9 protein-coding genes and 1 tRNA gene are annotated in these 12,258 nt (G+C 36.4%); 5 read left to right on the top strand and 5 right to left on the bottom strand.

The genetic code is table 11. From position 1 onward, the window contains the following. Nucleotides 1-18 precede the first annotated feature (18 nt). The gene (locus L2586_RS23380; RefSeq protein WP_235295428.1) at nt 19-774 is read right to left on the bottom strand and encodes an XRE family transcriptional regulator; all 756 of its coding nucleotides are present in this window, start codon (nt 772-774) and stop codon (nt 19-21) included. 229 nt (nt 775-1,003) lie between these two features. On the opposite strand from L2586_RS23380, the gene dinB reads away from it, so the two are divergent. Next, nucleotides 1,004-2,212 (top strand): DNA polymerase IV, encoded by a 1,209-nt coding sequence (gene dinB / locus L2586_RS23385; RefSeq protein WP_235295429.1) that lies wholly within the window; start codon nt 1,004-1,006, stop codon nt 2,210-2,212. A 214-nt stretch (nt 2,213-2,426) separates the two neighbouring features. Further along, on the top strand, nt 2,427-3,230 hold the full coding sequence (locus tag L2586_RS23390; protein WP_235295430.1) for a hypothetical protein: 804 nt from the start codon (nt 2,427-2,429) through the stop codon (nt 3,228-3,230). On the opposite strand, the gene L2586_RS23395 is transcribed toward L2586_RS23390, so the two are convergent. Both L2586_RS23395 and L2586_RS23400 read right to left on the bottom strand, forming a co-directional pair. Further along, nucleotides 3,227-3,955 (bottom strand): tetratricopeptide repeat protein, encoded by a 729-nt coding sequence (locus tag L2586_RS23395; RefSeq protein WP_235295431.1) that lies wholly within the window; start codon nt 3,953-3,955, stop codon nt 3,227-3,229. The two genes, L2586_RS23390 and L2586_RS23395, sit on opposite strands and share 4 nt — an antisense overlap. After that, nucleotides 3,955-4,494 (bottom strand): RNA polymerase sigma factor, encoded by a 540-nt coding sequence (locus L2586_RS23400; protein WP_235295432.1) that lies wholly within the window; start codon nt 4,492-4,494, stop codon nt 3,955-3,957. Before L2586_RS23400 ends, L2586_RS23395 begins: the two co-directional genes overlap by 1 nt. Before the next feature lie 125 nt (nt 4,495-4,619). Here L2586_RS23400 and L2586_RS23405 point away from each other — a divergent pair, with 125 nt between their 5' ends. Together L2586_RS23405 and L2586_RS23410 are read left to right on the top strand one after the other, a co-directional pair. After that, nucleotides 4,620-5,804, top strand: coding sequence for a hypothetical protein (locus L2586_RS23405; protein ID WP_235295433.1), 1,185 nt, complete (start codon nt 4,620-4,622; stop codon nt 5,802-5,804). 98 nt (nt 5,805-5,902) lie between these two features. Continuing rightward, the gene (locus tag L2586_RS23410) at nt 5,903-8,896 is read left to right on the top strand and encodes a CHAT domain-containing protein (protein WP_235295434.1); all 2,994 of its coding nucleotides are present in this window, start codon (nt 5,903-5,905) and stop codon (nt 8,894-8,896) included. Nucleotides 8,897-8,911: 15 nt separating this feature from the next. Here L2586_RS23410 and L2586_RS23415 read toward each other — a convergent pair whose 3' ends face one another. Beyond that, nucleotides 8,912-10,174: a S28 family serine protease gene (locus tag L2586_RS23415; RefSeq protein ID WP_235295435.1), complete on the bottom strand. Its 1,263-nt coding sequence runs from the start codon at nt 10,172-10,174 to the stop codon at nt 8,912-8,914. A 1-nt stretch (nt 10,175) separates the two neighbouring features. Then, entirely contained in the window at nt 10,176-11,315 is a 1,140-nt protein-coding gene (gene galK, locus L2586_RS23420; RefSeq protein WP_235295436.1) for a galactokinase, read from the bottom strand. A gap of 157 nt (nt 11,316-11,472) precedes the next feature. Here galK and L2586_RS23425 point away from each other — a divergent pair. Beyond that, nucleotides 11,473-11,544 (top strand) — tRNA-Cys (locus tag L2586_RS23425). Nucleotides 11,545-12,258: the final 714 nt, after the last annotated feature.

The raw sequence follows: 12,258 nt of genomic DNA on the forward strand, positions 1-12,258 counted from the left end.
GCTGTGCAGAAAAGTGCTTTACTTCTTTATAAATCCTTTTATTTCTTCAATGTTTTTTTGAATATCGATGATTCTGTCTTCTACTCTATTGTCAAATATTTTCTTCTCATCCGAAAAACTTAGATGTGCATAGTACTGCCAAATTTCTGCTACATCTTCGTAATTTATCTCATATGGTGCATATAATGGATTATCTGACATCAGGATGAGAGACCGTCTTCCTTCATTTCTGATAACGCGCTTATAAACGAGGCCTTCGTTTTTGCCAACAATAATATACGTTCGGTCGTCTTTTATCTGACTTAGATTTTCTACATATGAGCAGACCACAATACTCCCAGGCTCCATCGGCAACATGGATTCTCCTTCTATTTCGAAGCCTCTAAAGGTTCCATCAGGAATATTCGGAAACTGGATTTTAGGAAGGTCTTTGATGTATTCGGGATCACTAAAACTTTCTAAGTATCCGGCTTCTGCTTTCGTGTCTACTAGTTCTATATTTCCATTGTTATTTTGGTCTACAGAAATGGCAAGCACTCTAAAGTTTTGATTTTTTATGATTTCATAGTCTTGCAGTCCAAGGTTAGAGGTCAGCAATCGATCTAGATTGGTTTCATAAAACGAGGAAAATCTAATGAGGGTATCGATATTCGGTTCTGTTTTCCCTCGTTCATAATCTCCCAATGTTGTTCTAGGAATCTCTAGTGTATCTGCAAGTTCTTGTTGAGATAGCTTTTTCTTCTTTCGAAGGTATTTTAAATTTTCTGCGAGCATAATATTTCTGTGAAGCACATCAAAAATACGTCGGTTTTTTCGGTATTCATAATAAATATTAGCCTAAAAGCGGAATATTCGTGGGTTTCTGACGATTTTTCCATCTTTTTGTGTTTAAAAATTAACATCTCTTCCAATAAATAAATCAGAAACTTCGCTGTAAATATTGAATATAATTTAGATATTGGCGAATAATTCGTCTTTGTTGGGCGTTTTAATCGACTAAATAATGTATAATAGAGCTGTACTCCACTTAGACCTGGACTCTTTCTTTGTGTCCGTAGAGTGTTTAAAAAATTCAGATTTTATAGGCAAGCCTCTCTTAATCGGAGGGAGCAGCAACCGAGGTGTTGTTGCCTCGTGTAGTTATGAAGCTCGGCGATTCGGTATACATTCTGCTATGCCGATGAAAATGGCAAGACGACTTTGTCCACATGCAATCATCCTGAAAGGAGATATGGACAGTTATTCTTATCATTCTAAAGTGGTGACCGACATCATCGCTGAAGATGCGCCGATATTTGAAAAGGCGTCCATCGATGAATTCTACTTAGACCTCAGTGGAATGGATAAATATTTCGGCTGTCTGAAATGGTCAGTAGAAATGCGCAAACGGATCATAGACAATAGCGGATTACCTATTTCATTTGGATTATCTGTGAACAAGTTGGTTTCTAAAGTGGGAACAGGAGAAGGGAAACCTAACGGAGAAAAGGCTGTTCCTGTCGGCGAAGAAAAGAATTTTCTTGCTCCACTTTCTACAAAAAAGATTCCTGGTGTAGGAAAAGAAATGTATAAAAAGCTCAGTTTTATGGGCGTTAGAAGTATAAAAACATTGAGCGAAATCCCTCAGCGATTGCTCGAGAGAGAGTTTGGTAAATCAGGACGCTCGCTCTGGAACAAGGCGAATGCCATAGACAATTCTCCTGTTGTTCCTTATTCAGAGAAAAAATCTATTTCTAAGGAACGAACCTTCACCGAAGACACGCTAGATCTCCAGATGATCAAAAGTCTTCTAATGCGTATGGTAGAAGAGCTTGCTTTCGAACTTCGAGATTCAGAAAAACTATGCTCATGCATTACTGTCAAAATCCGATACGCAGATTTCAACACGTACACAAAGCAGAAAAGAATTACCTATACGGCGAATGATCACTTCCTCATTGATACGACGAAAGAGCTTTTTAATAGTTTATATGAACGACGCCAACTAATAAGGCTGGTCGGGGTGCGGTTTTCTGGACTCGTTCACGGAAAATATCAGATCAGTCTATTCGAAGATAGCGAAAAGCACATCCGTCTATTACAAGAAATGGATCAATTGAGAAAGCGCTTTGGAAAAGATGCTGTGAAACTAGCACATAGTATCGGTCGTAATCATAGACTAGAACACTCTGGTTCGCTACTCGCAGCTAAATACAATAAAGGAGATAAATAAATCAATATATTATTTTATTATAATAATTATTTAATATTTATTATTTTACATATAACGTATTTATCAAAACATATAAACGTATATGCGACAATACTCAATCTTTAATTCTTAAGACAAATAGGGTACGCGCTGTATTCCGTCATCTAGTCTTAGCATTAGAGAAATTCCTATCGCAGCTTTTCAGAATAGATTACTTAATCAAAAATTTAAGACAATGAAAAAAGCAATATGCATCAGTATCGTAATCGCCACCCTTCTTATCATGGCAAGACCAAGTCAAGGACAAAATGAACTACCTCGGAGCATCAGCCAAGTCGCATACATGAAGGTGTTTCCAGAAAACATTGACCTATATATTAGCGTCGAAAAGATTTGGAAAAAAATACATCAATACAACATTAAGGAAGGGAAATATCAGTTCTGGACCATACAAGAAGTTCTTTCGCCAGTGGGTACATTATATGATTATAATTATATCGCTAGAATTTCATTTGAAAATGCTAAGCAATACTCGAACTTTATCGAAGGAGACTTCGTTCCTAGCAATCTCTCTGAAATATTGACAAAGGAAGAAATGATCATTTACAATAACACTGAAAAATCAAGATCCTTAGTAAAAACAGAGGTCTGGCAATTAATGAGTGAAATGGATGATGCAGATCAAAACGATGAAGATTGGCGATATTCGAAATTCAACTACTTTTCCATAAATGATGGTTACACACCGGATGACTTTGTAGCAGTACAGTCCATCTGGAGTCCTATACATGAAGCTAGGATCAAAGATGACAAGCTAGAAGGATGGGTTGTCTTGAGAAAGCTCCTACCTGAAGGAACACTCTATAAGGAAAAGTATGCTACCGTAGACCATTACAAGAATATGGGTGATTTATTAACCGATGACCCTAGTCGTTATTTCGACATGTTAGGCGATGCAGAAGAAGCCTTCAAGAAAACTGAAGAAGGAGCGAATCTAATCCGACAGGAAGTCCGAAGAATTGTCTTAGATTCTAATTAATTCGCATTAAGCATTCGAATAGCATCTGCCGCTACTTTTTTCTTAGCAGCATCATCACTGACTTCATAAAAAGTCTGAAACCGGTCTATGGCTGCAGGTGCATTCCCAAGCTTGAGATAAAACAAACCTAGATACCAGAGGCATTCATCATAATATGCTGACTGAAAACGTCTAATATTTTCTAGATTCTTAATGGCTAGTGGAAGATTGCCCATTCCTGCATAAGCCATCGCTTGATAAAACTTTAACTCTATGGCCTCACTCGTTTTGATTCTTTCTTCTAAGAGATCTGCTGCAGCAACATAATCTCCATTTTCGTAAGCCATAAATGCCTTAGTCATCAGATCTCCATTGCCACGGGTGGTCGGATAATACACATTCGGATAAACCTCAAAATGAGTGGCATAGATTCCAGATGGTGTGTTCTTCATCTTATCTAATCGATATCCCACGAAGGCAGCAACTAGCAATAAAACACCTAGGACAATTAATAATACTCTTCTGATTAAACTTTTCTTTTTGTTACCCATCTTATCTTCTACTTTAGTTAATCTAGCACTTAACACATCTTTCTCGTGTGATTCCGCAACCACACTTAGATTGCTATAAAATTGAACATCATTCCTAAATTTCTCATCTTCCTTCATCCACTGATCAAACTGAACTTGCTCTTCCTTATTCAGCTCACTGATAATGTACTTATCAATTAATGTTTTCTTATCCATTATTTCTTATTTACTAAGCTTCGCAATTGTTTCACACATCTTGATTTATGACTTTTCACAGAGTTCGCATCCTTATAACCTCCGATTTCCACAATGTCACTAATATCAAGTCCTCTGTAATAAAACATGGTTAGCATTTTCTGACAACTTTCTCCTAACTGAGTAAAATGTCTTTTTAATTTTTGCTGCTCAGTAGTTAACTCTTTTTCATCTAGTTCAATGGTTTCAAACTCATCAGAAACATTCAGAAGTTCAGCATTCTTCTTTTGCTTTCGAATCATATCTATCGCTTTATATTTACCTATTCCAAAAATATAGGTCTTAATAGAGCTGCTTAAATCCTTTAACTTACCACGAACTCCGTTCTGATAAAATGCAATCATCGTTTCTTGATACAGATCCTTGATTGCATCTTCTGATAACGCATACCTTTTGAAATAATTCAAAAATGGATCTCTATATTCCTTATACAGGGCATCGAGTACGCTTTTATCATCTTTCGCTATTCTAATTAATACCTCCTTTTCAGCATTTACCATTTAATCGAACTACTTTATATTAAGTTAACATCAAAAATAATTTTTCTTTTTCCACCAGCTAAGTTAACCTCTCCTTTTTTCATGCGACCAAAAGAAAATTACAATTCTAAAAAAATAAATTAAACATGAAAAGTACATCAAACTTATTGATTTTAACAGCAGTAATTATCACTATGTCTTCATGCAAATTGGATATAGGTGGAGGAATTATCGACAATCCTAAAAAGATAGAACCTATTCTTCTTAAGGACAGATACGATGAAAACATTACCCTAACAGACCATAATGAAGACGGAGTTGATTACATCGCTTCTGATGAAATAGAATTATATAATGGGACCATGAAGATAGAACCAGGGGTAACTATAGAGTTTGCAGATGGAGCTTCTATCATCGTCGGTATCGAAGGCAAAATAGATGCAGTAGGAACTTCTGGTGAACCTATCCGCATGATTGCTAAAACCAACGAACCATCATGGGCTGGTATATACATTAATACCAACAAATCTAACAAACTTCACTATGTACAAATAGAAAATGCTGGTGCAGGAGAAGAATATGGTGTCTATAATGAAAATGCCGCTGCCATTACCATCGATGGAAAAGTAAGCATAGAAAACACGACCATTTCTAAAAGTGGCGATGTAGGTGTAAAGATCAATGACGGAAATGCTTCTGATATCACCTCATTCAGTGGAAATACCATCAAGTCATGCAAAAATTTTCCAATTCTAACTAACATAAATTACGTAGGCGCATTAGAACTTTCAAATAATGTATTCAATGATAATGGTATTAATATGATAGGTATCGAAGATACCTATTCTGATCGTCTGAATGTAAATACGGACTTAGAAGGGCTAGAAATTCCTTATTTTATACAAGGGCAATTCGAATTGTATGCTAACCTTACGCTAGGTCGGGGTGTAGAATTCGTCATGGATGAAAATAGTGTTTTATTACATGTCGCAGGTGATGACTACCGATTTGAAATAAAAGGCACTGAAAATGAACACGTCGTAATCAGAGGCTTAGAATCTGAAAACGGCTATTGGCAGGGAATATTTATCACTTCTGAAAATAGTGGAAATGTATTCGAATACCTAGATATATCAGACGGTGGAGGAAAAGCATTGACCTATGCAAATGCTAAAGCAAACATTTCTATAGAACAAGAAGGGAAACTAGAGCTTAATAATTCTACCTCAGCAAGAAGTGGAAGTTGTGAGGTACTTCTTAGCAATTTCGGAGGAAGTAAATATGAATTCATCAACAATAGTCCAGCAATAACAAAAGTATGTGAAGAATAAAATTTGTACTTTTATATAACTATTTCTAAACAACCATTTGGGGGTTAATAGGAAGTCGGCGTTGAGCTGACTTCCTATTTGTAGGTAATCTAGTTATGATGAACATAAGGCTTACGATTTTATTTATTTTCTTTTTATCCTGTGTTTTTGGAAAAAACGCTACTAAGGAAGCATACCTCAAGAAAGCTGACTATTTTATTCAAGAACAACACGTAGATTCTTGCCTATATTACCTCTCACTCATTAATGATGATGATCCAGCGGTCTCTTTTCGTAAAAACGTAATGTCTATTCTTCGGAGTGATAAGAGCGAAGAAGAGGTTATTACTACGATGGATTCTATTATCGCAGCAAACGTCGAAGCTCCTTTTTCTAATCTAGCAAAGATTAACTATATCGGCTACTACACTGAATTAATGATTGCTGATGACTCTAAGAATAGCTATAATCTCTCTGTCATAAATCAAGCTGTAGCTCTACATGAAAAAAGCGAAAAAAAAGATAGTTTTCTCCTTATGCACTTACTGCATAATAAAGGGAACTTACTCTATGAACTCGATCGAAATATAGAAGCTACTGGAGTTTTGGAAAAAGCGCTTGCAATCGCACAGCAGATCGATACGAGAAATGAAAGCATGATCGGAGTTATTTACTTTAACCTTGCGAATGCTTATTCGGGACTTTTCGATTTTCAAAAGAGTTATGAGCTTGTTGAAAAAAGTGAAGCAGAACTATCCAAGTTAGAAAACCCAAATTTAGATTATTTGCAAACGGTCTACCTTGATCTATTCTCAACGTCACTAGACTTTAGTTATATAGAAAAAGCAAGAAACTACCTTAATAAGTCGGCGAAGCTTTATGAGAACAAAAAAAAGGAAATTACACGTGGCAATCCGGAGGCTATAGCAAGGAAAGAAATTTCGCTACTCTATAATTATATGAGGCTCTACTCCGAAACGAAGGATCTAGAAAATGGCAAAAAAACCTTGGAAGAAGCTACTGAAAAATTCGGTGATAATAAAGATCCTTTTTTTAAATTAAGACTTGCGGCAATCTATAATTATATGGGAGAATTGTACGTCAAAGATCAACCAGAGAAAAGTTTTAAATATTACCAGAAAGCTATAGAAATATATGACAACAAAGATGATCTTAGATACGGATTAATGTTCGAATTCAATCTAGGGAAGGCTTACTTGAACTCTAAAAACTATAAAAAGGCTAGAGAGACCTCCGCTTCTATTATTCGAAAGGGGGAATCTATCAACGATTATCGACTTTCCTTTTTCTATTTTTATGACGTAAAAGCACTTCTAGAACAAGGTTATTTCGAAGAAAGCTTACCCCGTTTCAATCAATTAGTTGCATTCCAAAACGATTCTGACGTTGAAATTGACCTCGTTACCCAAAAAGGCATACCTGAATTTATTCCAAAATCTAACTTAGATGCTGCGTACTTGCTATCCTCTGCTGCACAAACAATAGAAACTCACATTCCTGATTCTAGGGAATCTAACATGGCAATGAATAGCCTTTACCAGCTGGCAATTAAACTTTTCCAGTCCAATTTTAAGCAGGCATTGTTCAATGAGAAATCCCAGAAAGAATATGAAATGATGTTAGAAGGTCTACTTAAAACCGATGCGTATTTAGGGCAGTCCGGTCTTTCTTACGATGAAATTATTCGTTTCTCCGAAAATGCTACCTCCAGATATCTTTGGGAAAAATTCAAGTTTAAGAATAAAAGGCTGGACTTGTTAGACAAAGAAACTCTGGCAAAAATCCAGGAACTCCGATCTCAGATTACCGACTTGAAACTTGGAAATACTGGAATGGATAGTATTGAAATTTCCGCTGAAATTTTTGAAAGAGAGCTGGACTTAGAACGAATAGAGTTAGAAAACAGGAATAAATTTAATTCCTTCTATCAATACGAAGATTTTGACTTTAATTTTGCAGCATTTAAGTCTAAGTTATCAGACGACCAGTTAGTTCTCAAGTATGAATTTCTAGATAGTATGCTCTATGTTTATGAAATAACGAAGGATACTATTTCTATTCAGCCTCTGGACAGTCTTCAGATCATTAATGAAAAAGTACAGCAATTTGTTAATCTGTTAAGAACTCCGAATTCGGATGTCCAGGAATTAAATGCTCTAGGAGGAGTGTTGTATAATATATTATTACCAGAATCGCTAAAGCCGGAAATTCTAATTGTTGCGGACGGATTGCTTAATTACTTACCATTCGATCTGCTGAGAAAGAATGGGATGTATTTATTGGAAAACAATATCGTGAGTAATGCTAGTTCATTGTCTTTATTAGAGTTGGCCGAGAATGACAACAAGATTAATAACGCAATGATCATTGCCCCATCATATGATCAGTATATTCTCAATGATCAGCAATTAGCAGTAAGAGGTGCAGCATATGATCTAGAGGGTGCTCTTGCGGAAGCTGAGGCCATTTCTGACATCATAAATAGCAAAAAATATATTAGAGAATCGGCGAATAAAGCGCTCTTTGTCAAAGAGGCGGGGAGTTTCGACCTTTTACATTTATCCATGCACTCCTTTATGAATGATGAAGATCCTGAATTGAGTAGTTTGGTTTTCTATGATGGTGATGATGATAACGAACTCTTTATTAGTGAGCTTTATGGTATGAATCTGAAAGCGAAACTTGCTGTTCTTAGTGCCTGCAATACTGGTGTCGGAAAGGAAAAAACAGGTGAAGGAATGGTTTCTGTGAATCGAGCATTCACCTATGCTGGCGTTCCATCTATCGTTTCTAGTCTGTGGAGTGCACCGGACAAAGCGACTAAAGAACTAATGACCGCTTTTTATGGTGAACTAAAACAAGGAGAATCCAAGGCTTCGGCATTGCGTAATGCGAAACTAAACTATATCCAAAATCAAACAGTAGATGGACTGAAGCATCCTTTTTTCTGGGGAAGCTTTATCTTACACGGTAACACAGAACCTCTCGTTTTCAAGGGTAACAATCTAAATTTTAGAATTACAGCATTTATTGCCGTTCTCATTTTTCTGATTGGCTACTTCATTGGCAAGAAAAAACTAAAGACATCCTAGTCTGAATAGAATTGATTACTTCATCCATGAATAAATTATATTCCAAATTTCATCTTGCTTCTCTTTTTCAAAACTAGCAATCCTAACCGAGTGGCCTCCGCCTTGTTTCACGAAATAAAATTGATCTTTCCCTTCCAGTTTTAATCCACATGCAGACCAAGGATCCAATTCTCCTTGAATCTGAAGGACTCTTTTTCTCTTTGTCAATTTCTTTTTGGCCTTTATCATAAACTCTGGTCTATAGGTTAGGTCGGTATTTCTCGGAGCGAAATATTGATTATTGAATTGTTTTATTTCGGTCAATTTATCATCAAGGTGCTCATGAACAAAGCCGTAGTAACCATTCTCTGTCATGAATTGATAAAAGGAGGGTCTGAAATAATCAATGGTTGCATCCGCATAAAAAGCGAAGCCAGAGATGCTTTCCAGGTATTGAAAACTTTGGTTTGGTGTAGAGTTTGTTGGAATTTTATCACACTGATGTGCATATTGCCAAAAGGAAAAACTTAATTCTAAGACGCTATATTCGAGTGCCTTCTCGATTCCCATGGAAAAGACCATATCTCGTTGTTTAGACATCGAATCCAGCTTAGGAAGAATCTCTTCTTTTTGATCTAGAACTCGTTCTTGGAAATCCATTAATGCTTGTCGACATCCAGAATCTCCTATTGATTTCAGGTGTTCATCACATCGAACATCTGTGGGACTATCTGCCATCGGGCCTACATAAGGAATTGCAATTCTAGAGTCTTTCGGATATGCAGCTTCATAAAAAAGGCAAGTTGTTCCTCCTTTGCTAATTCCAGTGGTAATCCAGTTTTTAGATTTGTAAATTTTAGAGAAAAGCACATGAATTCTGTGCAAGTCTTTCATTGCATTTTCATTGGTTAGATACTTCCATTCTGCATCTTCTGGAACCGACTTCCCAAAATATCTGTATTCAACAATGAGTTGATTCGATCTTAATTTTTTAGCAATTTCATAGGTAACATCATTGGCAGAATACCCTTCTGTGACCATTACTATCGGACTTTCATAGTCAAAGTGTCCCAGAAAAACTCGCTGCATGAATGTTCCTGCCTTAGGATCTTTATGATCCACCATCTGAGGAATCAAGATCTCATATTCTTCGAGAAAATGATCCGAAGCATTTAATTTATTAATTTCTACTCCTGGTAGTATTTTATCTATTTGAGCCTTTAAAGATATGGGCTGTCCTTTTAAAAAATTGACCATTAGGAAAAGCATCATGGTTGTGCTAAGAGTCAATTTAAACATGTTATTTTATTTTTTCTATACCATTTTTACTAACGACAGGTATGATATCCATTTCTAATCCAAAGCTATCAAAGTAGCTTTTCTTCAAGTCTTTAAAATCATTTTCTGTATCCTTTAAGAGTGCAATGACGCTACCTCCGAATCCACCACCCATCATTCTTGCACCATAACAGTAATCTTCTTCTTTCAACTTAGCCACTATAAAATCAAGCTCTTCGCAGCTCACTTCGTAAAGTTCTGCCAAGCTCTGATGTGATTCATAAAGAAGGATTCCTGCATTTTCCAGATTATTGCTTTCAAGGTCTTTGACCATTTGCAAGACGCGTTTGTTTTCATCTACATAGTGCGTAATTCTATCGAATTGCTTTTTACTGATTAGGTCAATGTAAAGGTTTACACTTTCTGTATCTAAGTCTCTAAGCGACGTAATTTCTGGATTTTTCTGGTTGATAATCTGAAGAGCTTCATCGCAATCTGCCCTTCTGTCGTTGTATTCTGTTTCTGCTAAGTTATGTTCAACATTGGAATTAAATAAAAACCAAGAAGCGTTCTGGGTATTATTTTCAATGAGTGTGTACGAGTAATCTTTGCAATCTAGCAGTATGGCTTTGTTTTCTTCACCCATACAAATAGAGAATTGATCCATTTTTCCACCATTTACACCGGTTCCATTTTCAGCTCTACTGGCTAAGAAAACGATATCACGCTTAGTATAATTTAAGTTATACAGAGATTTAATGGTATAAAGGAATCCGCAAGTTAATGCAGAAGAGGAAGAAATTCCTGCGCCGAATGGAATATCGCCATTAATCATGATGTTAAATCCACCAAAAGAGAATTTATCTTCAGCTAAAACATTTAAAACACCAACAAAAAATCTTGTCCAAGGCTCTAAAAGTTTGACATCATCCAAATTTATGATGGTATCTTTCTGAATATCAAGCGCATGGATGTGAATTTCGCGATCGGAACGCTTTGTTGCTGCGAAATAGATGGCTTGTTTTATAGGAAAAGGAAGGACGAGACCTTGATTGTAGTCTGTATGTTCTCCAATAATGTTAACACGACCAGGCGCCCTGAAAATACTAGGTTCTTGATTGAAAACAGCAATAAACTTTGACTCTAATTCCTCTAAATTCATCCTTATCAGCAATTACAAAATGTTAAAATACTATATATATTGGAATCCGCAAATATCTTCAAAAATTAAGTTACTGGCGTGATTTTTGAAACTTATTCTGTGGAATGAAAACATAATTTATAAAAATTCGTTTATATTTGCATTCCTTTACAAAAAGGGTCGCGTGGCCGAGTGGCTTAGGCACTGGTCTGCAAAACCAGTTACAGCGGTTCGAATCCGCTCGCGACCTCAAGTTAAAAGCTTCAATCTTAGATGATTGGAGCTTTTTTTATTCCATTTATTTCCTAGGTATTATTCGCGGATTCGAAGCTGCCCATCCGCCAGGTTTGCTGGCAGGTCACTGACTATAATGCCTCTGGCATTATTGCTACGCATCGTCAGCTCGTGCTCGCGACCTCAACTATTAAGCTTCAGTATTAATTTACTGGAGCTTTTATTATTTCATTTATTTTCAACATGGTAGCCGCGGATTCGAAAGGCACCCGCAACCGTCAGTTTTGCTGACGGGTCACTGACTATAATGCCCCTGGCATTATTGCTGCGCAACGTCAGATCGTGTTAGTTTCGGGTCTCAGCTAAAAAGGTTTCCCAAACCTTTTTTTTACGCTGTTCGTGCTCGCGACCTCAAGATAAAAGCTTCAATCTTAGATGATTGGAGCTTTTTTTTATTTCAATACAATTTACTTTTATGGCGAGCGGATTCGAAAGGCACCCGCAACCGTCAGTTTTGCTCTGTCATTAGGACACATCTTTTTATATATTATAAATTTTTTATATATTTAGTGAGGACTAAAAAGTATAAATAATGAAAACTACATCTTCTACTAGTCTCTATGGTGACAAGAGATTAGAAAAAAAAGGGCTGCTTTGAGCAAAGGCTCATTGATTCGCAATCTTCGAGCCTTCACAATTTCAGTTCTGATGCTTCGGAATTAAAGTCATT

The organism is Portibacter lacus (genome assembly GCF_021533215.1).
GTDB classification, from domain to species: domain Bacteria; phylum Bacteroidota; class Bacteroidia; order Chitinophagales; family Saprospiraceae; genus Portibacter; species Portibacter lacus.

Bases quoted from the DNA above. Each gene is read 5' to 3' on its own strand.
- L2586_RS23415 (WP_235295435.1), bottom strand. From the start codon at position 10,174: ATGTTTAAATTGACTCTTAGCACAACCATGATGCTTTTCCTAATGGTC.
- L2586_RS23380 (WP_235295428.1), bottom strand. From the start codon at position 774: ATGCTCGCAGAAAATTTAAAATACCTTCGAAAGAAGAAAAAGCTATCT.
- galK (WP_235295436.1), bottom strand. From the start codon at position 11,315: ATGAATTTAGAGGAATTAGAGTCAAAGTTTATTGCTGTTTTCAATCAA.
- dinB (WP_235295429.1), top strand. From the start codon at position 1,004: ATGTATAATAGAGCTGTACTCCACTTAGACCTGGACTCTTTCTTTGTG.
- L2586_RS23400 (WP_235295432.1), bottom strand. From the start codon at position 4,494: ATGGTAAATGCTGAAAAGGAGGTATTAATTAGAATAGCGAAAGATGAT.
- L2586_RS23405 (WP_235295433.1), top strand. From the start codon at position 4,620: ATGAAAAGTACATCAAACTTATTGATTTTAACAGCAGTAATTATCACT.
- L2586_RS23410 (WP_235295434.1), top strand. From the start codon at position 5,903: ATGAACATAAGGCTTACGATTTTATTTATTTTCTTTTTATCCTGTGTT.
- L2586_RS23395 (WP_235295431.1), bottom strand. From the start codon at position 3,955: ATGGATAAGAAAACATTAATTGATAAGTACATTATCAGTGAGCTGAAT.
- L2586_RS23390 (WP_235295430.1), top strand. From the start codon at position 2,427: ATGAAAAAAGCAATATGCATCAGTATCGTAATCGCCACCCTTCTTATC.